Raw genomic sequence first — 21,315 nt, forward strand, 5'->3', positions numbered from 1 at the left:
AACAATTTTTCGCCGGGAAGCGCTGGCCCGGCCCCATTTCATGGGGGCGCCGCCATGCTGGCGGCGTCGATCAATGCGACAATAGATGCAGGCTGCGCACTGTGGCGCGGCATCCACCGTGAGTCCCATGTCCCTTGCTCCTGTAAAACCTGCCGTGCCGCCCAAGGCCATCCTGTTCGACCTCGACGATACCTTGTGGCCCATCGCGCCCGTGATTGCCGCCGCCGAAACCCTGCTGCACGACTGGCTGGCCACGCATGCGCCCAAGGTGGCGCAGCAGTTTTCCATCGAGCTGTTGCGCCAGCACCGCCTGGCCATGCTCAAGGAACAACCGCATTTCCATGGCAATCTGATCGAGTTGCGCCGCGCGGGCCTGCTGACCGCCTTCGAGGCCGCTGGCGAGGATGCCGCCCTGGTCGACGGCGCCATCGCGCAGTTCCTGGCCGCGCGCCATCGGGTCCAGCCGTATGACGACGTCTTGCCGGGCCTGGCCTGGATGCGCCAGCGCCTGCTGCTCGGCTCCATCTCGAATGGCAATGCGGACCTTGAAATTATCGGACTGGCGCAGCATTTCAAGGTGTCGATTGCCGCCAGCGATTTCGGCGTGGCCAAGCCCGACGCCAGCATCTTCCTGGCCGCTTGCGCCGCGCTGGGCGTGGCGCCCCATGAAGCCGTGTATGTGGGCGACGATCTGTATTTCGACGTGACGGGGGCGCAAGGGGCGGGCATGCGTGCCGTGTGGATGAACCGCAAGGGCAGCGACGCCCACCTGGCCGCCGGCGTGCAGCCCGACGCCATCTGCGCCAACTTTGATGAATTGCTGCTGTGGCTGCAGGGGCAACTGGAAGATTGATCGCCGCTGGCCGGGCGAACGTGCATAATAGGCGCTGTTGATGCAGGTTCGGCCGCTTTCGCTGCCGCTTGCTTAATAAAGATTATTTGCTTACCTAAAACACCATGCAACTCGATACACGTGCCCAAACACTGCTGAAAGCCCTGGTCGAGCGATATATCGCCGACGGCCTGCCGGTCGGTTCGCGCGCCTTGTCGAAAATTTCCGGCCTCGACCTGTCGCCGGCCACGATCCGCAACATCATGGCCGACCTGGAAGAGCTCGGTTATGTCTCCAGTCCCCATACTTCGGCCGGACGCATCCCCACGCCGCGCGGCTACCGCATCTTCGTCGACACCCTGCTGACCGTCCGGCACCTGGACGAGCACCTGGTGGAATCGCGCATGCGCCTGCAGACGCCGCAGCCGCAAAAAACCATCGCCAACGCGGCGCAGATGCTGTCGTCGCTGTCGCAGTTCGCCGGCGTCGTGCTCAGCCCGCGCCGCGAATCCGTGTTCCAGCAAATCGAATTCCTGCGCCTGTCAGAAAAACGCATCCTGCTCGTCATCGTCGCTCCCGGCGGGGATGTGCAGAACCGTTTATTGCTGACGGAAGCCGACTATACGCCGGCGCAATTGGTGCAATCGGCCAATTACATCAACCAGAATTACGGCGGCCTGTCCTTCGACGCCGTGCGCGTGCGCCTGCAGGGTGAATTGCGCCAGTTGCGCGACGATATGGGCAGCCTGATGCAGGCGGCCGTGGAAGCGGGCAGCGAAGCGATGGCCGACCATAGCGACGACATGGTCATTTCCGGCGAGCGCAACTTGCTCAGCGTGAGCGATCTGTCATCGAATATGCATTCGCTGCGCCAGATGTTCGACATGTTCGAGCAAAAGACGGGCTTGATGCAGTTGCTCGACGTGTCGAGCAAGGCGACGGGCGTGCAGATTTTCATCGGCGGAGAATCGAACCTGGTGCCGATGGATGAGATGAGCGTGGTGACGGCGCCGTATGAAGTCAACGGCAAGATCGTGGGAACATTGGGAGTGATCGGACCGACGCGCATGGCTTACGAGCGCGTCATTCCGATCGTCGACATCACGGCCAAGCTGCTGTCGAGCGCGCTCAGCCAGCATTGATGGCTGGCCTTCCCTTGCGGGAGCGGCCGGCGTGGGTCAGGCTGTTTTGTGCGGGCAGGCTGTCTTGGTGCAGTTGCCGTAGATGGCCAGGGCGTGTTCGGCGATCTTGAAGCCGCGCTCTTCGGCCACTTTTTGCTGGCGGATTTCGATTTCTTCGTCGAAGAATTCTTCGACCCGGCCACAGTCGAGGCACACCAGGTGGTCGTGGTGGGAGCCTTCGTTGAGTTCGAAAATCGCCTTGCCGGTTTCAAAATGGTTGCGGTTGAGCAAGCCTGCCTGTTCGAATTGCGTGAGGACGCGGTAGACAGTTGCCAAACCGACATCCATATTGTCGGCCAGCAGAATCTTGTAGACATCTTCCGCGGTCAGGTGGCGTACCGGGCTACTCTGGAAGATATCGAGTATCTTCAGCCGTGGCAGGGTGGCTTTCAGGCCGCTTGCCTTGAGATCACTAGGATTGTTACTCATGTTTGTTGCTCGTATGTGGGTCAGGTGCTTTATCATATAGCGTTTTGTCGGGGAGTGCCAAAATATGCATTTTTTGGCGGGCCGGTCACTCCTGGCGTTTTGTTCATCCAATTGAGGTCATTTATGCGCGTAACCCCGGCTGTATTGCCATCTCTCTGGCACCGTCTTTCATTTCGAGCACCAGTCGTGGCAGGCATGGTCTGTGTCGCGCTGGCCATGTCCGGCTGCGCCAGCCGTGGCATCCTTGGCGAAAAGCCGGCAGCTGCTCAAAAAGAAGGCAAGGAACTGGTCCCCGAACAGGGCGCGCAGACGACCACCATTACGCCGCTGCAAAAATTCATGTGGTTTTTCTCGCCGTACCGTCCAGACATTCAACAAGGCAACTTTGTCTCCGAAGAGATGCTGGCCCAGTTGAAAGTGGGCATGACGCGCGACCAGGTGCGTTTCGTCCTCGGCACCTCGCTGCTGACCGATATCTTCCATGCCGACCGCTGGGATTATCCATTCCGTCTGGCCCGGGGCAGTGGCGAAACCACCAGCAGCCGCGTGGTCGTGTACTTCGGCAAGGATGGCAAGGTTGAGCGTTTCGAAGGCGGCAACTTGCCGACGGAGAAAGAATATATCGACCGTATCGCCGGTCCGTCGCCATTCGCCAAGGTCGCCAAGGCCGACGTGCCTGCCGCCGCCGTGCCATCGCCCGTGGCGCCAAGCGCCGTGCCGGTACCGGCCGATGCCGCCCCTGCCATTCCTGTGAGCAAGCCTGAAGTTGCACCGGCACCTGCCGCCGAGCCGGCACCTGCGCCTGCCGCCGAACCCACCAAATAAGTTGCTGTAAGAGAATAAAATGACTGAACTGAAAATCGCCATCGCTGGCGCCAGCGGCCGTATGGGCCATATCCTGATCGAAGCGGTCAGCAACGCGCCCGACGCCGTGCTGACCGGCGCCCTCGACCGCGTCGGCTCGCCGACCGTCGGCCAGGATGCCGCCGCCTTTCTTGGCAAGCCTGCCGGCGTGCTGATCGAGTCGGACCTTGCCACCGGCCTGGCCAATGCCGATTACCTGATCGACTTCACCCGTCCCGAAGGCACCTTGCAGCACCTGGCGTATTGCGCCGAGCACGGCGTCAAGATGATCATCGGCACCACCGGTTTCGATGACGCGGGCAAGGCCGCCATTGCCGCCGCCGCCGAAAAGACGGCCATCATGTTCGCGCCGAACATGAGCGTGGGCGTGAATGTCACCATGAAATTGCTGGAACTGGCCGCGAAAAGCCTGTCCGAAGGCTACGACATCGAAATCATCGAAGCGCATCACCGCTTCAAGGTCGATGCGCCGTCGGGCACGGCCCTGCAAATGGGTGAAGTGGTGGCCGGCGCCCTGGGCCGCGACCTGAAGGAGTGCGCGGTGTACGGCCGCGAAGGCGTGACGGGCGAACGCGACCCGTCGACCATCGGCTTTGCCACCATCCGCGGCGGCGATATCGTCGGCGACCATACGGTGCTGTTTGCCGGTATCGGCGAACGCATCGAGATCAGCCACAAGTCGAGCAGCCGCGTCACCTACGCCCACGGCGCCCTGCGCGCGGCGCGTTTCCTGGCCGACAAGCCGACTGGCCTGTTCGACATGCAGGATGTGCTGTCGCTGAAGAACTGAGGAAGACCATGGCCACTGCCATCCTGAATGGAAAAGACATCACCGACGCAGCAAGCTTCCACGCGCAATGCGTGCAAGCCTTCGGTTTCCCCGAGTTCTACGGCAACAGCATGGATGCCTGGGTCGATTGCCTCAGCTACCTGCGCGACGATGAAAACATGACGCAGTTCCGTTTGAAGTCGAACGAAGTGCTGGAAATCGTGGTGCAGGACGCTGACGCGATGAAGGCGCAAGTGCCTGATTTATTGGAAGAAATCACGTTTTGCATCGCCGGCATCAATGAACGCTATGACGATTATGGTGAAAAGCCGGCGTTGAAGCTGGTACTCAAGTGAATAGAATCGTAGGTCGGATTAGGCCCTGCGGGCCGTAATCCGACAACATTATTGGCTGTGCAAGTCGGATTACGCGCAAGCGCTAATCCGACCTACGTCCAGACGACCAACATTTACACCACCTTGCGCTCACGCAAGCCGTCAATCTCCTCACCGTCCAACCCCAGCCACTGCTGCAGCACCTCGTTCGTATGCTGCCCCAGCAAGGGCGGCGGCAAGCGGTATTGCACCGGCGAGCCGGACAGGCGCACGGGATTGGCCACCAGCGCCACCGTGCCCGCCGTCGGGTGCGGCATTTCCACTTTCAAGCCCCGCGCCACCACTTGCGGGTCGGCAAAGACCTGGTCGATGCGGTTGACGGGGCCGCACGGCACGGCTTGCGCCTCGAAGGCGCTGATCCACTCGGCCGTCGTGCGCATGACCGTGGTCTGGCGCATCAGGGGAATCAAGATGGCCCGGTGCGCCACGCGCTGCGGGTTGGTGGCGAAGCGGTCATCCTGCGCCCATTCCGGGTGGCCGGCGACGGCGCAAAAACGCGAAAACTGTCCATCGTTGCCGATCGCCAGAATCATGTCGCCATCGGCCGTGGGAAAGTCTTGATACGGAACAATGTTCGGATGCGCATTGCCCATGCGCTGCGGCACTTTGCCGCCGCACAAGTAGTTCGCCGCCTGGTTGCCCAGGGCCGCCACTTGCACGTCCAGCAGGGCCAGGTCGATATGCTGGCCCAGGCCCGAGCGCTCCCGTTCGGCCAGCGCCGCCTGCACGGCGATGGTGGCGTACAGGCCCGTCATGATGTCCGTCTGCGCCACGCCCACTTTTTGCGGCCCGGCGCCAGGCTGGCCATCGGGCACGCCCGTGATGCTCATCAAGCCGCCCATGCCCTGGATCAAGAAGTCATAGCCGGCGCGCGCCGCGTACGGCCCGTCCTGGCCGAAGCCGGTAATCGAGCAATACACGAGGCGCGGATTGAGTTCGAGCAAGCTGGCTGAGTCCAGGCCATATTGCTTCAAGCCATCGAGCTTGAAATTTTCCAGCAGCACGTCTGCCTCTTGCGCCAACTTGCGCACCAGGGCTTGCCCTTCAGGGGCGGCCAGGTCGATGCACAAGGAGCGCTTGTTGCGGTTGGCGCACTGGAAATAGGCCGCTTCGGCCGTGTCGCGGCCGTCCTCGTCCTTCAGATACGGCGGCCCCCAGGAGCGCGTGTCGTCGCCGCGGCCCGGCTGCTCGACCTTGACGACGTCGGCGCCGAGGTCGGCCAGCATTTGCCCGGCCCACGGGCCGGCCAGCACGCGCGACAGGTCCAGCACGCGCAAGCCGGTCAACGGCGCGGGCCGCAGGGTGGAGGCGAGGGTGGAAGCCAAGGCATCCATTAGTTGAAGGCGGCGATGCCGGTGATGGCGCGGCCGATGATCAGCGCGTGCACGTCGTGCGTGCCTTCATAGGTGTTGACCACTTCCAGGTTGACCAGGTGGCGGATGACGCCGAACTCGTCGGAAATGCCGTTGCCGCCCATCATGTCGCGCGCCACGCGGGCGATATCGAGCGCCTTGCCGCAGCTGTTGCGTTTCATGATAGACGTGATTTCCACGGCCGGCGAGCCCTCGTCCTTCATGCGGCCCAGGCGCAAGCAGCCTTGCAAGCCCATGGTGATTTCCGTCAGCATGTCGGCGAGTTTCTTTTGCACCAGCTGGTTGGCGGCCAAGGGGCGGCCGAATTGCTGGCGGTCCATCGTGTACTGGCGCGCCTTCAGGTAGCAGTCTTCGGCCGCGCCCAGCGCGCCCCAGGCGATGCCGTAGCGCGCGCTGTTCAGGCAAGTGAACGGGCCTTTCAAGCCGCGCACGTCGGGGAAGGCGTTTTCTTCCGGGCAAAACACTTCATCCATGACGATTTCACCGGTGATGCTGGTGCGCAAACCGACCTTGCCGTGGATCTCGGGCGCCGACAGGCCTTTCCAGCCTTTTTCCAGCACGAAACCGCGGATCGCGCCCTCGTCGTCCTTGGCCCAGACGACGAACACGTCGGCGATGGGGCTGTTGGTGATCCACATCTTGGCGCCGGAGATACTGTAGCCGCCCGGTACCTTGCGCGCGCGCGTGACCATGCTGCCAGGGTCGGAGCCGTGGTTCGGTTCCGTCAGGCCGAAGCAGCCGATGAATTCGCCCGTCGCCAGTTTCGGCAGGTATTTCTGTTTGGTTTCTTCGTTGCCGAAGGCATTGATCGGCACCATCACCAGCGACGATTGCACGCTCATCATCGAGCGGTAGCCCGAATCGACGCGCTCGACTTCGCGCGCGGCCAGGCCGTAGCAAACGTAGTTCAGGCCGGCGCCGCCGTATTCTTCCGGAATGGTCGTGCCCAGCAAGCCCAATTCTCCCATTTCGCGGAAGATGGCCGCATCCGTGCGGCCATGGCGGAACGATTCGAGGACCCTGGGCACCAGGCTGCCCTGGCAATAATCGCGCGCCGCTTCCAGCACGGCGCGTTCGTCGCCCGTCAGTTGTTCTTCCAGCAGCAGGGGGGAATTCCAGTCGAATACGGTTTTGCTCATCACAGGCCTCGCAGGTGAGCGCCGGTGATCGGCGCAAGATTGAATATGGCTCATGGTAGGTTCTTGCCTAGCCTTGCGCAAACGATTTTTTCGCACCCAGACATGCGTGCTACGCATATCTTGCGGCATACTAGAGGAATTTCACCGGCCGGATACCCCCATGTCACGCAAAATTCCCATGCTGCAGGCGCTAAATTGTTTCGAGGCGGCCGCGCGCCACCAGAGCTACACGCACGCGGCGCGCGAACTGTCGCTGACGCAAAGCGCCGTGTCGCGCCAGATTTCATCGTTGGAAAGCTTTCTTGGCGTGCAACTGTTCCAGCGCACGCGCCATGGCGTGCTGCTGACCAGCACCGGCGCCGCGTATGCGCGGCAGATCGCGGCCCGCCTCGATGGACTGGAGCGCGACACGCTCGACACCATGGCGCGCCAGGGCGGTGGCGGGACCTTGCAGCTGGCCTCGGTACCCACGTTTGCCACGCGCTGGCTGATGCCGCGGCTGTCATCACTGGCGGGCATGCACCCGGACATCGTCGTGCATATCGATGCCTACACGAAACCGTTCATGTTTGCCGATACGGAATACGACGGCGCGCTGTACGCGGGCACGCCCGAGCAGCTGGCGCGCTGGCCCGGCACGCGCGCCACCTTGCTGATGCATGAAGAAATCGTGCCCGTCGCCAGCCCCCGCCTGCTGGCGGCGCGCAGCGCCTGGCAGCCGCAGGATTTGCTGGACCTGACTTTGTTGCAACAAAGTACGCGCCCGGGTGCCTGGCGCCAGTGGTTTGACGCCATGCAGGTCGATGGAGAAGGGGCGCGCTACGGCGCGCGCTATGAGCTGTTTTCCATGCTGGCCATGGCGGCCGTGCAGGGGCAGGGCGTGGTCTTGCTGCCCCGTATGCTGGTGGAGGCGGAACTGGCGCGCGGCGAGCTACGCATCGCATGCGAGCGCCCACTGCGCGGCCAGCGCGCGTATTACCTGATCACGCCCGAGGCGGCGCATGAAAAGCTGGCCTTGCAGCAGTTCCGGCTATGGCTGCAAGGCGAGGCGGCCTAGACGACCTTGGCCGTATCGAAGTGAGGATTGTCGATCAGGCCGATCTGATTGCCGAACGGGTCGAGCAATTCCACCGTGCGGATGCCGTCGCCCACGTCCGTGATCGGGTGATGCAGGGTGCCGCCCAGTGCCACGATGCGCTCGACCTCCTGCTCGATGCCGTCCACGCCCCAGTACGTCACGCTGCCCTGCGTGCCGGGCTGGCCGTCCGGCAGCAGGCCCAGCTCGAAGCCGCCGATGGCAAAGCCGACATAGAACGGCTGGTCGAAATACGGTGCCGTGCCGAACACCTGGCTGTACCAGGCCTTGGCCTGCTCCAGGTCGGGGACGGGATAGGTGACGGTGCGTAAACCCTTGATCATGTTCTGCTCCTGGTGAATGAAGAATAACGCCATCATGCCACCGGCGCGCGCCGCGCGATTGGAAAAATGGAAGGTGCTCACGCGCGTCGGCCCGTCAGCCACGCTTCGGGCGAGCGGCGGGTGAATTCCTGGAAGTCGTGGATCAGGTGCGACTGGTCGAAATAGCCGTATTGCAAGGCCACTTGCACCCAATCCGGCTGCTGCGGCAGGCTTTTCAAGCCAGCGCTGGCGGCCCGGAAACGGCAGATGCGGGCAAACAGCTTCGGGCTGATGCCCACGTGCTGACGAAATTGCAGCGCCAGGTGCTGGCGCGACACCCCCAGCTGCTGCGCCAGGCCGTCCACGCGCACCTGGCCGCATGCGCGCTCGATGGCCGCGATGGCATGGTCGGCCACGCCGGCCTGGCGCCGTGGCGGCGCGGCGCGCAGGCGCAGCAGCAGATAATCTTGCAAAATGGCAATTCTTTGCGCGTTGGACAAGGGTTCGCTCCACAGGGCGTCGCCCAGGCGCGCCGCCAGCTCGCGGCCCCACAGCTGCCGCAGATCGGCACGTCCATCATTGAGTTCGCACAAGGGCAGCTGGAAGAAGCGTGCCGCCGCGCCCGGCTTGAAGCGGGCCGCCACCGTCTGCACGAGGCCCTGGCTGACGACGGCAATCGGCGTCGTCATCATGCCGACGGCAAAGCTGGCGTCCTGCTGGTCCTGGCACAAAATATCGATGCAATTGTCGGGCAAGACCTGGTGCGTCAGGGGCGTGGCGCCCGTCTGCACGCGGCAGGTCCAGACGCAGTCCAGCCAGGGCCGCAGGGCGGGGAGGGGCGGATATTCCTGGTAGACGATCATGGCCGGCTTTGATGCAAAGAACAAGATTGCCCATATATTACACAGCATAATTGTGCGCTTGCCAAAATTTGCCGGCCCGGGCCGCCAGCGCGCCGCGCTATCGGGCGGCGACAACCAGTATAATGCTCGGTTCATATCCACTATTGGCCGCACATCATGCAAGATAAATATAGTCCCGCCGACGTCGAACAAGCCGCCCAATCGCACTGGAAGGCGATCGACGCCTATAAAGCCGTCGAACACGACCCGCGTTTCCCAAAAGGCAAGTATTTTGCCTGCTCGATGCTGCCTTACCCTTCGGGCAAGCTGCACATGGGTCACGTGCGCAACTATACGATCAACGACGTGATGTACCGCTACCTGCGCATGAACGGCTACAACGTGCTCATGCCGATGGGCTGGGATGCGTTCGGCATGCCGGCGGAAAACGCGGCCATGGCCAACAACGTGCCGCCCGCGCAATGGACGTATTCGAACATCGCCCACATGAAACAGCAGATGGAATCGATGGGCCTGGCGATCGACTGGTCGCGCGAAATGACCGCCTGCAAGCCTGAATACTACAAATGGAACCAGTGGATGTTCCTCAAGATGCTGGAAAAAGGCATCATCTACAAGAAGACCGGTACCGTGAACTGGGACCCGATCGACCAGACCGTGCTGGCCAACGAACAAGTGGTCGACGGCAAGGGCTGGCGTTCCGGCGCGCTGATCGAAAAGCGCGAAATCCCCATGTACTACGCGCGCATCACCGATTACGCGGAAGAGCTGCTGGCCTATGTGGACGACAAGCTGCCGGGCTGGCCCGAGCGCGTGCGCACCATGCAGACCAATTGGATCGGCAAGTCGACGGGCGTGCGCTTCGCCTTCCCGCATGAGATCAAGGACGCGAACGGCGCCCTGATCGGGGACGGCAAGCTGTACGTCTTTACTACCCGCCCGGACACCGTCATGGGCGTGACCTTCTGCGCCGTGGCCGCCGAGCACCCGCTGGCCATCCACGCCGCGCAAAGCAATCCTGCGCTGGCCGCCTTCAACGCCGAATGCAAGCTGGGCTCCGTGATCGAAGCGGACATGGCGACGATGGAGAAGAAGGGCATGCCGACCGGCCTGTTCGTCACCCATCCGCTGACGGGCGCGCAGGTGGAAGTCTGGGTCGGCAACTACGTGCTGATCACCTACGGCGACGGCGCCGTGATGGGCGTGCCGGCGCACGACGAACGCGATTTCGGCTTTGCCAAGAAATACAATCTGCCGATCAAGCAAGTGATCGAAGTCAAGGGCCAGGAATTTTCGACGGACGCCTGGCAGGAATCGTATGGCAGCAAGGATGGCGTGTGCGTCGCTTCCGGCAAATACGACGGCCTGCATTTCGCTTCCGCCGTCGACGCGGTGGCCGCCGACCTGGCGGAACTGGGCCTGGGCGAAAAGAAAACCACGTTCCGCCTGCGCGACTGGGGCATTTCGCGCCAGCGCTACTGGGGCACGCCGATCCCGATGATCCATTGCGCCGATTGCGGCGTGGTGCCGGTGCCGGAAAAAGACCTGCCGGTGGTGTTGCCGGAAGACTGCGTGCCGGACGGCACGGGCAACCCGCTGAACAAATATGAAGCTTTCCTGCAGTGCGACTGCCCGCAGTGCGGCAAGCCGGCGCGCCGCGAGACGGACACCATGGATACCTTCGTCGATTCGTCGTGGTACTACATGCGCTATACCTCGCCAGGCTCGAACGACGCCATGGTCGACGCGCGCAACGATTACTGGATGCCGATGGACCAGTACATCGGCGGCATCGAACACGCCGTCATGCACTTGCTGTACGCGCGCTTCTGGACCAAGATCATGCGCGACTTCGGCCTGGTCAAGTTCGACGAGCCTTTCGTCAACCTGCTGACGCAGGGCATGGTGCTCAACGAAACGTATTTCCGCAAGGACGCCGCGGGCAAGACCACCTGGTTCAACCCGGACGACGTGCGCCTGTCGCTCGACGACAAGGGCCGCCCGCAAAGCGCCGTCCTGGTGGCCGACGGCCAGCCGGTGGAAATCGGCGGCACGGAAAAGATGTCGAAGTCGAAGAACAACGGCATCGACCCGCAAGCGCAGATCGAGCAGTACGGCGCCGACACGGCCCGTCTGTTCACCATGTTCGCTTCGCCGCCGGAACAGACGCTGGAATGGTCGGGCAGCGGCGTCGAAGGCGCGAACCGCTTCCTGCGCCGCGTGTGGAACTTCGGCTATGCCCAGTCGGCGACGATCCAGGCCGCACTGGCTGGCGGCGCCGCACCGGCCACGGGCGACGCGCAGAAAAACCTGCGCCGCGAATTGCACAAGCTGCTGCAGCAAGCCGATTACGACTTGAAGCGCATCCAGTACAACACCGTGGTGTCGGCCTGCATGAAGATGCTCAACACCCTGGAATCGGCCAAGCTGGACGATAGCGCGCAGTCGAAGGCGCTGATCGCCGAAGGCTTCTCCATCTTCCTGCGCCTGCTCAATCCCGTCGCGCCGCACATCACCCACGTCTTGTGGGAAGAGCTGGGCTATGCGGGCGTACACGGCGACCTGCTGAACGTGGCATGGCCGCAGGTCGACCCGCAGGCACTGGAGCAGTCCGAGATCGAGATGATGATCCAGGTGAACGGCAAGCTGCGCGGCTCGATCACGGTGGCCAAGGATGCGGACAAGGCCAGCATCGAGGCGGCCGCGCTGGCGTGCGAAAGTGTGCGGAAGTACGTCGAGACCACGCCGAAAAAGATCATCGTCGTGCCAGGCAAGTTAATCAGCATCGTGGTGTAATCATGACGACCTCCTCTCAAGTATCGCTGTTGGGCCGCCGCGCCGTGCTGGCGCTGGGCCTGACCGTCCTGCTGTCGGCCTGCGGCTTTCATTTGCGCGGTTCGAACGGCAGCTTCATGCTGCCGTTCGCGACGATGTACATCGGCTTGCCCGACACGTCGCCGCTGGCGATCGGCCTGAAGCGCTATATCCGCGCCATTGGCAGCACGGAGGTGGTCAATACCAAGGATGGCGCCGACGCCGTCCTTGAGGTGCTCACCGACCCGGAGAGGAATCGTACCAAGACCATTTTGTCGCTGAACAAAAATGGCCGCGTGCAAGAGTACCAGCTCGGTTACTCGATCAATTTCCGCGTGCTGGACAAGGCCGGCAACCAGTTGCTGGCGCCGACGACCATCAGCCTGGTGCGTCCGATCACCTTCGACGAGTCGCAGGTGCTGGCCAAGGAAACCGAGGAAGCGGCGCTGTACCGCGACATGCGCAACGACATGGTGCAGCAGATCATGCGCCGCCTGGCCGCCATCAAGCCGGTGCTGCCGGCCATGTCGGTGGCGCCGGTGGCGCCCGTGACGCCGGTCGCCCCGCAGCAGTAACGGGGACGCCATGCAATTGCGGATAGACGCGCTCGATGGGCATGTGGCCAAGCCGCTGGCGCAGCTGTATGTGATCACCAGCGACGAACACCTGCTGGCGCTGGAAGCGGCCGACAAGATCCGCCGCGCGGCGCGCGCGCAGGGGTACTCCGAGCGCGACGTGCTGACGGTGGAGCGCAGCTTCAAGTGGGGTGAACTGCTGGCGGCGAACCAGGAGCTGTCGCTGTTCGGCGATAAAAAACTGATCGAACTGCGCATCCCCACGGGCAAGCCGGGCAAGGATGGCGGCGCGGCGCTGCAAAGCTACGCGAAAAACCTCAGTCCCGACAACCTGACCCTGATCACCTTGCCCAAGCTGGACTGGGCCACGCAAAAGGCGGCCTGGGTCGCCAGCCTGCAGCAGGCGGCCGTGTATATCGACATTCCGAATGTGGAACGGGCACAGTTGCCGGCGTGGATATCCCAGCGCCTGGCCGCGCAGGGGCAAAGCGCCGAGCGTGCCAGCATCGACTTCATCGCCGAACGGGTGGAGGGCAATTTGCTGGCGGCGCACCAGGAAATCCAGAAATTGGGCTTGCTGCATGCTGCGGGCAAGCTGACGTACGAACAAGTGCAGGACGCGGTGCTGAACGTGGCCCGCTACGATGTCTTCAAGCTGTCCGAAGCCATGCTGGCCGGCGATCCGGCGCGCCTGGTGCGCATGCTCGAAGGCTTGAAAGGCGAGGGCGAGGCGCTGCCGCTGGTCTTGTGGGCCGTCTCCGAAGAAATCCGCACGCTGTTAAAATTGAAGGCCGGCATGGCGCAAGGGCGTCCGTTGGGCGCGCTGCTGAAGGAATACCGCATCTGGGGTCCGCGCGAGCGGATGATGGAACCGGCCCTGCGGCGCATTTCGCTGCCTGTGCTGGAAGCGGCGCTGCAGCAGGCGGCGCAGGTGGACAAGATGATCAAGGGCTTGCGCGCCAAGGGCTACGCGGGCGATGCCTGGGACGCCATGCTGCAGCTGGGACTGAAGATCGCCCGAGGCTAGTTTTTTACTATATGGATACGAGCATGGACATCACAGAATATATGCAGGACGTGGGCACGCGCGCGCGTGCCGCTTCGCGCGCCATGGCGCGTGCCGACAGCGCCACGCGCAACCGCGCCTTGAGCCTGATCGCCGCCGCCATCGTGCGCGATGCCGACCTGCTGCGCGCGGCCAACCAGCGCGACCTCGATGCGGCAGCCGCCGCCGGCCTGGCGCCGGCCATGCTCGACCGCCTGACCCTGTCCGACGCCGCCATCGCCACCATGGTCGAGGGCTTGACGCAAATCGTATCGCTGGCCGACCCGATCGGCGAAATCTCGAACATGAAATTCCGCCCGACGGGCATCCAGGTGGGGCAGATGCGCGTGCCGCTGGGCGTCATCGGCATCATCTATGAAGCGCGTCCGAACGTGACGGTGGACGCGGCCGGCCTGTGCATCAAGAGCGGCAACGCGACGATCTTGCGCGGCGGCTCGGAAGCGATTCACTGCAACCGCGCGCTGGCCAAGCTAGTGGCCGAGGGCTTGCTGGGAGCAGGCCTGCCTGCCGATGCCGTGCAAGTGATCGACACCACCGACCGCGCCGCCGTCGGCTCCCTGATCACCATGCCGCAGTACGTGGACGTCATCGTGCCGCGCGGCGGCAAGGGTCTGATCGCGCGCCTGATGGAAGAGGCCACCGTGCCGATGATCAAGCACCTCGACGGCATCTGCCACGTCTACATCGACGCCAAGGCCGATATCAGGAAGGCGATCGATATCGGCTTCAACGCGAAGTGCCACCGCTACGGCACCTGCAACACCATGGAAACCTTGCTCGTGTCGCGCGCCATCGCCGCCACCGTGCTGCCGCAGCTGGCCGAACTGTATCTGACCAAACAGGTGGAACTGCGCGCCGATCCGGAAAGCCATGCGATCCTGGCCGCCGCCGCTTATCCGCACCTGGTAGTGGCCACCGAGGAAGACTGGTCCACCGAATACCTGGCCGCCATCCTGTCGGTGAAGGTGGTCGACGGCATCGACGAAGCGATGGACCACATCAACCGGTATTCATCGAAGCACACGGAATCCATCATCACGGAAGACTACAGCGATGCGCTGCGCTTCCTGCGCGAAGTCGATTCCGCCTCGGTGATGGTGAACGCCTCGACGCGTTTCGCCGACGGCTTCGAATATGGCCTGGGCGCCGAGATCGGCATCTCGAACGACAAGCTGCACGCGCGCGGTCCGGTGGGACTGGAAGGCCTGACCTCGCTCAAATACGTGGTCTTTGGCCACGGCGAAGTCCGTAAGTAGCCTCTTTCGCGGGCTGCCCACAAGGCGGCCCGTGCTCTCATTTTTCTCCACCTCCGACACTGGGAACCCCATGCTCTTTCTCTGGACCAAAGCCTTCCACATCATCTTCGTCATGTCTTGGTTCGCCGGCCTGTTTTACTTGCCGCGCATCTTCGTGAACCTGGCGATGGAGACGGAAACGGTGGCGACCGAGCGCCTGTTGCTGATGGCGCGCAAGCTGTACCGCTTCATGTCCCTGCTGGCGCTGCCGGCCATGGTGCTGGGGCTCGCGTTGATGTGGATGCTGTACGGCGGGGGCGAAGGCCGCATGAAGATGCCGGGCTGGATGCATGCCAAGCTGACGTTCGTGGTGCTCTTGCTCGGCTATCACCACGCCTGCGGTTCCATCCTGCGCAAGTTTGAAAAAGGTCTCAACAAGCGTAGCCACACCTGGTTCCGCTGGTTTAATGAAGTGCCGGTGGTGATGCTGCTGGCCGTCGTCGTGCTGGTCGTGGTCAAGCCTTTCTAAGGGAGTCGAGATGAGTGCAAGCCAGAGCAAAGTCGTGCAGTATTTTTTTGCGCCTCACTCGCCATGGACCTACCTGGGGCATGCGCGCCTGATGGCCATCGCCGCGAAGACGGGTGCGCAGATCGACGTGCGTCCCTTTGACCTGGGCAAGGTCTTCAGCGTCTCGGGCGGCCTGCCGCTGGCCAAGCGCGCACCGCAGCGCCAGGCGTACCGCCTGGCCGAGCTGGCGCGCTGGTCGGCCTTTTTGCAAGTGCCATTGACCCTGCAGCCGAAGTTCTTTCCCGTGTCGCCGGAAGCGTCGGCCAAGCTGATCATCGCCACGCGCCTGGCGCACGGCGTGGAAGCATCGCTGAACCTGGCGCACGCCATCATGCGCGGCCTGTGGGCCGAAGAGCGCAACATCGGCGACGAGGAAACCCTGGTGCAGATCGCGCTCGATGCCGGTTTCGATGGCCGCCAGCTGCTGAAAACGTCGGAGACGGCCAGCGTGCAGGCCGAATACGACGCCAACACGGAAGCGGCCACGGCCGCCAGCGTCTTCGGTTCGCCGTGGTACATCGTCGATGGCGAAGGGTACTGGGGCCAGGACCGCCTCGACTTTGTCGAGCGCGCGCTGGGTAGGTCGGATTAGCGTGGCAAAGCCGCGCGTAATCCGACAGGCGCAGTGTGCGGCATGTCGGCTTACGCCCTGGCGGGCTAAGTCGACCTACGCCAACCTACGCCGACCTGCGCAAGATATTGGATGTAGGACGGATTGGCGCTGCGCGCGTAATCCGACAAGTTTTGAAATTTTTAGTTAATTGTTTTTCAACGGATAAAAGGTACACCATGGCTTCATATTTTTGCCCATGCCCGCGCGGCATGGAAGCGGCGCTGGCCGAGGAACTGGGCGAGATCGCCCAGGATAGTGCGACCATGAAGGTCCACAACCAGGTGCCGGGCGGTGTCCACTGTTCGGGCGACCTGCTCGATTCCTACCGCATCAACCTGCATTCGCGCATCGCTTCGCGCGTGCTGATGCGCATGGCCCATTCCGGCTACAAGACGGAAAACGATATTTACGACCTGACCCTGGCGCAAGCCTGGGAAGACTGGTTCGGCGTGCATCACACGATCCGCGTCGACGTCACGGCCGTCAAATCGCCGCTGCGCAGCCTGGAATTCACGACACTGAAAATCAAGGATGCGATCTGCGACCGTTTCCGCGACCAGTTCAACGAGCGTCCATCGGTCAACACCAAGACGCCGGACATGCGCATCGTCGGCTTCCTCGACGCGCACACGTTCACCGTCTACCTCGACACTTCGGGCGAAGCCCTGTTCAAGCGCGGCTGGCGCGAAGAGACGGGCGACGCGCCGCTGCGCGAAAATCTGGCCGCCGGCCTGCTGCGCGTGTCGGGCTGGAAGCCTGGCATGGTGCTGTTCGACCCGATGTGCGGTTCCGGCACCATCCTGGCCGAAGCGGCGCAGATGCTGCAGGGGATTCCGCCGGGCGCCTCGCGCCAGTTCGCGTTTGAAAACTTCCACGACTTCGATCCGGCGCCGTGGAATGCCATGAAAAACGCCATCAAGGTCAATCCGCTGCCGGCCGAACCGACCATTTTCGGCAGCGACATTTCGGGCGACATGGTCGCCATGACGCGCCATAACCTGCGTTGCGCCGGCGTGCGCTTCGACGTACCCCTGAAGCAGATCGAGGCGCAGGAAGTCAAGCCGCCAAGCGACGTGCCGGGCATCATGCTGACCAACCCGCCGTACGGCGAGCGTATCGGCGTGCGCGGCGACAGCACCATCCCCGAAGATGAACTGTCGACGTCGTTCTATTCGGCCATGGGCACGACCCTGAAGCAGCGTTTCGCCGGCTGGACCGTGTTCCTGTTCACGGCCGACCTGGGCCTGCCCAAGCTGCTGCGTTTGAAGGAAGCGCGCAAGACGCCTTTCTTCAACGGCGCGCTGGAATGCCGTTTGTTCCGCTTCGATATGGTGGCCGGTTACAACCGTCGCGAAGAAGCCAAACCAAAAAACATTTGATTAAACCTACTGCGCGTTGCCACTTGCGGCTTGCGATGCTCACCGTACTTTCGTACGGTTGCGCTTCTCGGCCACAATTGGCGGCCGCTCGCTACGGTTTTCTCAAATGTTTTAAGCGCTAAAAAATGCTGTATCACGCGCGCGGACCGAAACCGGTCCGCGCGCCACTTTGGACCCGCCATGTTTCCCACCCCTCCGGCCGATGTGCCGCCCGACCCGGTCACGCCCGTTCCGCCTCCCACACCGAGCCACATGGCGCCACTGAGCCGCGGTGCGCTGGCGATGATGCTGGCCGGGCTGTCGATGCTGGGGCCCCTGTCGATCGACACCTATCTGCCCGCGTTTGGCGCGATCCAGGGTTCGCTGCAGGCGTCGCCGCTGGAAGTGCAGCAGTCGCTGACGTTCTACATGCTGGCCTTCGCTGGCATGGTGCTGTGGCATGGCGCGATCTCGGATACCTTCGGCCGGCGCAACGTCATTCTCGTCTCCCTGCTGATGTTTGCCATCGGCTCGCTCGGCTGCGCCTCGGCGCACACGGTGCATTACCTGTGGTTCTTCCGCATCATGCAGGGCGTCTCGGCCGGCGCAGGCGTGGTGATCAGCCGCGCCATCATCCGCGACCTGTATGCCGATGCGGCGGCGGCGCGGCTGCTGTCGCTGGTGACGATGATCTTTTCCATCGCGCCGGCCGTGGCGCCGATCCTGGGCGGCTGGATCGTCATCTGGTTCGACTGGCGCTCGATCTTCCTGTTCCTCGCCTTCTACACGGTGGTGCTGCTGGCGTTCTGCTACTGGCGCCTGCCCGAAACCCTGCCGATGGAAAAGCGCCAGCCCTTCAATCCCCGCTTCCTGGCGTCGAGCTATGGCCAGATCCTGCGCTCGCCCCTGTTCCACATCAAGGCCGGCATCGTCGCCCTCAATTTCGCGGGCCTGTTCCTGTTCATCACGGCCGCGCCGGAAATGCTGCCCAAGCAGCTGGGCCTGGGGCCGTCGCAATTCGCCTGGCTGTTCATTCCCTGCGTGAGCGGCATCTTCATGGGGGCCGCGGCGGCCAACCGCATCGCCGGCAAGGTCACGTTCGCGCGCCAGATCGGCATCGGCTTTGCCTTCCTGCTGTGCGCCGCCAGCGTCAATGTCGTGTATCACCTGTTCCTGCCGCCCTCCTTGCCCTGGTCGGTGCTGCCCCTGTTCTTCTATACCTTCGGCATGTCGCTGGTGGGGCCGGGCGCGACCCTGCTGGCGCTCGATCTGTTCCCGCACATCCGCGGCACGGTGGCCTCGTGCCAGTCGTTTGCCAGCACCTTGCTGGGTGCCGTGGTGGCCGGCGTGATCTCGCCCCTGCTGTCCGGTTCCGTGCTGTGGCTGGCGTCGGGTCAGCTGGCATTTACGGGGCTGGCGCTGGCCCTGTGGCTGCTATCGCGGCGCTTCCGCCACCGTTTGCTGGGTTCCTTCAGGGCATAAGTTTCCACTGCAGAACGCTGGATTTATTTCAACTTAATTTTCTATATTGCAAGTAATATCCGGCGCTTATGATAAGATGATCTCTTTTCCCGGCATCCTCTCAGGCGACATTTTTTGGGTTACAGGAGTGGAGGATTCCTCTGAACGTGGCCGCGCTTTGCTGCTGAGCGCTCTTCCTTTTCGAACCGGCAATGCCTGATACGATGCATCAATCTGATCAAGATATTCGCAATCGCCTGCTGATTGCCCGCCTGCCGGCCATGCCGCAGATCCTCATCAAGCTGATCGCCCACCTGCAGGCCGACGATGCCGGCATGCCGGAGCTGGCCGCCCTGATCGCCAAGGATGCGGGCATGACCAGCAAGATCCTCGGCGTGGCCAACAGCTCGGCCTACCATCGCCAGAGCAAGGTCGTTAGCCTGGAGCAATCGCTCGTGTCGCTGGGCACGGACATGATCAAGACCCTGGTCATCAGCGAATCCGTCTTCCAGACCTTCAGCAGTTTTCCCCATTCCGGCAGCACGGATCTGCGCGCCTTCTGGAAAAGCTCGCTGTCGGCCGCCGTCATGGCGCGCGCGCTGGCCAAGGCCATGGCGTATCCGCACGTCGAGGAAGCGTATCTGGCGGGCTTGCTGCACAACGTGGGCCGCCTGGCCTTGCTGGCCACGGCGCCGAAGGAATACGCGTTCAACTTCACGGCGCGCGACGATGCCGCCCTGTGCGCGGTGGAGCAGCGCACCTTGCAAATCACGCATGCCGAAGCGGGCGCCTGGCTGATCGAACGCTGGCATCTCGACTCCTTCCTGGCCGACAGCGTGCTGTATCACCATGAACCGCTGGCGCGCCTGGAAGCGAGCCATCCCCTGATCCGCATCGTGCGCCTGGCGCACCTGCTGTGCTGCCATGCCGACGATGCGGAATCGATCGCGCAGGCGGCAAGCCTGTGCGCGCTGGACGCCGGGGTACTGGAAGAACTGGCCGGCAGCGTCGCGCGCCAGGTGGTCCAGGCCGCGCAGCACCTGGGCATCGACCTGGCCGGCGCGGACGAAATCGCCACGCCGCCCGCCTATGCGCCGCCAGCCGTCGACCCGGTGCAGCAGCGTCTGTCCGACGAAGTGCGCAACATGGTGCTGGTGTCGGAAGTGGGCCAGACCTTCGCCCGGCAACAGGGCGAGAGCGGCCTGCTCGAAGCCGTCACGCGCTCGGCGCGCATCCTGTTCGATTTCGAGACGGCCGTCATCCTGCTGCAAAACCCCACCGGTCATGCGCTGGTGGGCGTGGCAGCGGGCGAACATCAGCAGCGCTTGGCCGGCTTCTCGATCCCGCTGGCCAAGGGCGGGCCCCTGGCCGCCTCGGCGCTGGAGTGTCAGCTGGCCTTTTTAAAACGCGACATGCCGGCGCTGGGCATCGTCGAGGAGCAGCTGTTCCGCATTCTCGGTACCGACAGCCTGGTCTGCGTGCCATTGGCGTCGGGCCAGCGCAGCCTGGGCGTCTTGATCGGCGGCGTGGCGGCCTGGCAGATTCCCGCCTGCCAGAAGCGCGAGGGTTTCCTGCGCGCCTATGCCAACCAGGCCGCCACGGCGCTGGAAGCGGCCATCAGCGCGCGCGGCCTGGCACGGCGCCAGCTCGATCACGTGGCCGAGGAGTACCGCGCCGCGTCGCGTCGCGTCGTGCATGAGGTGAATAACCCGCTGTCCATCATCAAGAACTACCTGAGCGTGCTCGATCACAAGCTGGAGAAGCAGGAGCCGGTCACGGGCGAGATGGCGATCCTGAACGAGGAAATCGACCGGGTCGGTCAGTTGATCGGCGGCCTGGCCGATCTGCAGCCGGTGGCCGCCAGCGGCGTGACCGATTGCGCGCGCGTGGTCGACGACGTGCTGCGCCTGTTCCGCGCCACCGACTTCCTGCCGCCGAAGATCGAGGTGGTCACGCGCATGCAGGACGCGCCATGCGAGGTGGAGGCCGATGCCGGCATGCTCAAGCAAATCCTGCTCAACCTGCTGAAAAACGCCGTCGAAGCCTTGCCCGATGGCGGGCGCATCGAAGTGGCGAACCGTGGCCACGTCAACCGCGACCGGCGCCTGTATCTGGAATTGTGCGTCAGCGACAATGGCGCCGGCCTGGCGCCGGACGTGCTGGCCAATCTGTTTTCGCCCGTGCGCAGCAGCAAGGAAGGGGCGCACCACGGCCTGGGCTTGTCCATCGTGCATGACCTGGTCACCCGCCTGCATGGCGTGATCGGCTGCCGCAGCGGCAAGTCCGGCACCGCGTTTGAAATCCTGCTGCCTATTCCCATGCCGGCGAGCGCCGCGGCCGCGCTGCCCGCGCCCGGCAATACCGCCTTGTCCTCGTAACGTC

At 63.4% G+C, this 21,315-nt stretch carries 20 protein-coding genes; 15 read left to right on the top strand and 5 right to left on the bottom strand.

Going from position 1 to position 21,315, the window contains the following annotated elements:
- Nucleotides 1–127 precede the first annotated feature (127 nt).
- Nucleotides 128–853: an HAD family hydrolase gene (locus AC0V2Y_RS11435; protein WP_475414128.1), complete on the top strand. Its 726-nt coding sequence runs from the start codon at nucleotides 128–130 to the stop codon at nucleotides 851–853.
- A 104-nt stretch (nucleotides 854–957) separates the two neighbouring features.
- Nucleotides 958–1,974 carry a heat-inducible transcriptional repressor HrcA gene (gene hrcA / locus AC0V2Y_RS11440; protein ID WP_475414127.1) on the top strand — a complete coding sequence of 339 codons (1,017 nt, stop codon included), beginning with the start codon at nucleotides 958–960 and terminating at the stop codon, nucleotides 1,972–1,974.
- A gap of 36 nt (nucleotides 1,975–2,010) precedes the next feature.
- On the opposite strand, the gene fur is transcribed toward hrcA, so the two are convergent.
- A complete protein-coding gene (fur, locus tag AC0V2Y_RS11445; RefSeq protein WP_034745717.1) occupies nucleotides 2,011–2,442 on the bottom strand; it encodes a ferric iron uptake transcriptional regulator in 432 nt (143 codons plus the stop codon).
- Between the two features lie 195 nt (nucleotides 2,443–2,637).
- Between fur and AC0V2Y_RS11450 the strand changes: the two genes are divergently transcribed.
- Genes AC0V2Y_RS11450 through AC0V2Y_RS11460 form a run of 3 tightly spaced genes read left to right on the top strand, consistent with a single transcriptional unit; the run spans nucleotide 2,638 to nucleotide 4,431 of the window.
- Nucleotides 2,638–3,267: an outer membrane protein assembly factor BamE gene (locus AC0V2Y_RS11450; RefSeq protein ID WP_052139921.1), complete on the top strand. Its 630-nt coding sequence runs from the start codon at nucleotides 2,638–2,640 to the stop codon at nucleotides 3,265–3,267.
- A gap of 19 nt (nucleotides 3,268–3,286) precedes the next feature.
- The gene (dapB, locus tag AC0V2Y_RS11455) at nucleotides 3,287–4,096 is read left to right on the top strand and encodes a 4-hydroxy-tetrahydrodipicolinate reductase (RefSeq protein WP_475414126.1); all 810 of its coding nucleotides are present in this window, start codon (nucleotides 3,287–3,289) and stop codon (nucleotides 4,094–4,096) included.
- A gap of 8 nt (nucleotides 4,097–4,104) precedes the next feature.
- A complete protein-coding gene (locus AC0V2Y_RS11460; protein WP_475414125.1) occupies nucleotides 4,105–4,431 on the top strand; it encodes a barstar family protein in 327 nt (108 codons plus the stop codon).
- A 113-nt stretch (nucleotides 4,432–4,544) separates the two neighbouring features.
- Here AC0V2Y_RS11460 and AC0V2Y_RS11465 read toward each other — a convergent pair whose 3' ends face one another.
- Together AC0V2Y_RS11465 and AC0V2Y_RS11470 are read right to left on the bottom strand one after the other, a co-directional pair.
- The gene (locus AC0V2Y_RS11465; protein ID WP_475414124.1) at nucleotides 4,545–5,795 is read right to left on the bottom strand and encodes a CaiB/BaiF CoA transferase family protein; all 1,251 of its coding nucleotides are present in this window, start codon (nucleotides 5,793–5,795) and stop codon (nucleotides 4,545–4,547) included.
- 8 nt (nucleotides 5,796–5,803) lie between these two features.
- Entirely contained in the window at nucleotides 5,804–6,982 is a 1,179-nt protein-coding gene (locus tag AC0V2Y_RS11470) for an acyl-CoA dehydrogenase (protein ID WP_230539163.1), read from the bottom strand.
- Nucleotides 6,983–7,142: 160 nt separating this feature from the next.
- On the opposite strand from AC0V2Y_RS11470, the gene AC0V2Y_RS11475 reads away from it, so the two are divergent.
- Entirely contained in the window at nucleotides 7,143–8,039 is an 897-nt protein-coding gene (locus AC0V2Y_RS11475) for a LysR substrate-binding domain-containing protein (protein ID WP_475414123.1), read from the top strand.
- Here the strand turns inward: AC0V2Y_RS11475 and AC0V2Y_RS11480 are convergent.
- Nucleotides 8,036–8,401 carry a VOC family protein gene (locus AC0V2Y_RS11480; RefSeq protein WP_475414122.1) on the bottom strand — a complete coding sequence of 122 codons (366 nt, stop codon included), beginning with the start codon at nucleotides 8,399–8,401 and terminating at the stop codon, nucleotides 8,036–8,038. The two genes, AC0V2Y_RS11475 and AC0V2Y_RS11480, sit on opposite strands and share 4 nt — an antisense overlap.
- A 77-nt stretch (nucleotides 8,402–8,478) precedes the next feature.
- Nucleotides 8,479–9,267 carry a DUF6597 domain-containing transcriptional factor gene (locus AC0V2Y_RS11485; protein WP_475414121.1) on the bottom strand — a complete coding sequence of 263 codons (789 nt, stop codon included), beginning with the start codon at nucleotides 9,265–9,267 and terminating at the stop codon, nucleotides 8,479–8,481.
- A 132-nt stretch (nucleotides 9,268–9,399) separates the two neighbouring features.
- Here AC0V2Y_RS11485 and leuS point away from each other — a divergent pair, with 132 nt between their 5' ends.
- From leuS to AC0V2Y_RS11530, 9 genes are all read left to right on the top strand, one after another.
- A complete protein-coding gene (gene leuS / locus AC0V2Y_RS11490; protein WP_475414120.1) occupies nucleotides 9,400–12,039 on the top strand; it encodes a leucine--tRNA ligase in 2,640 nt (879 codons plus the stop codon).
- 2 nt (nucleotides 12,040–12,041) lie between these two features.
- Nucleotides 12,042–12,632, top strand: coding sequence for an LPS-assembly lipoprotein LptE (locus AC0V2Y_RS11495; RefSeq protein ID WP_475414119.1), 591 nt, complete (start codon nucleotides 12,042–12,044; stop codon nucleotides 12,630–12,632).
- A gap of 10 nt (nucleotides 12,633–12,642) precedes the next feature.
- Nucleotides 12,643–13,659 (top strand): DNA polymerase III subunit delta, encoded by a 1,017-nt coding sequence (gene holA, locus AC0V2Y_RS11500; RefSeq protein ID WP_058048018.1) that lies wholly within the window; start codon nucleotides 12,643–12,645, stop codon nucleotides 13,657–13,659.
- Between the two features lie 11 nt (nucleotides 13,660–13,670).
- A complete protein-coding gene (locus AC0V2Y_RS11505) occupies nucleotides 13,671–14,954 on the top strand; it encodes a glutamate-5-semialdehyde dehydrogenase (RefSeq protein ID WP_475414118.1) in 1,284 nt (427 codons plus the stop codon).
- Nucleotides 14,955–15,024: 70 nt separating this feature from the next.
- Complete coding sequence (locus AC0V2Y_RS11510) at nucleotides 15,025–15,462, top strand: CopD family protein (protein ID WP_034745744.1); 438 nt, start codon at nucleotides 15,025–15,027, stop codon at nucleotides 15,460–15,462.
- Between the two features lie 10 nt (nucleotides 15,463–15,472).
- Nucleotides 15,473–16,093, top strand: coding sequence for a DsbA family protein (locus AC0V2Y_RS11515; RefSeq protein ID WP_475414117.1), 621 nt, complete (start codon nucleotides 15,473–15,475; stop codon nucleotides 16,091–16,093).
- 197 nt (nucleotides 16,094–16,290) lie between these two features.
- Nucleotides 16,291–17,493 (top strand): THUMP domain-containing class I SAM-dependent RNA methyltransferase, encoded by a 1,203-nt coding sequence (locus AC0V2Y_RS11520; protein WP_475414116.1) that lies wholly within the window; start codon nucleotides 16,291–16,293, stop codon nucleotides 17,491–17,493.
- Nucleotides 17,494–17,673: 180 nt separating this feature from the next.
- A complete protein-coding gene (locus AC0V2Y_RS11525) occupies nucleotides 17,674–18,954 on the top strand; it encodes a multidrug effflux MFS transporter (protein ID WP_475414115.1) in 1,281 nt (426 codons plus the stop codon).
- A gap of 203 nt (nucleotides 18,955–19,157) precedes the next feature.
- Nucleotides 19,158–21,311, top strand: a complete 2,154-nt coding sequence (locus AC0V2Y_RS11530) for an HDOD domain-containing protein (RefSeq protein ID WP_475414114.1) — start codon at nucleotides 19,158–19,160, stop codon at nucleotides 21,309–21,311.
- Nucleotides 21,312–21,315: the final 4 nt, after the last annotated feature.

The sequence above is a fragment of the Janthinobacterium sp. BHSEK genome, assembly GCF_056174685.1.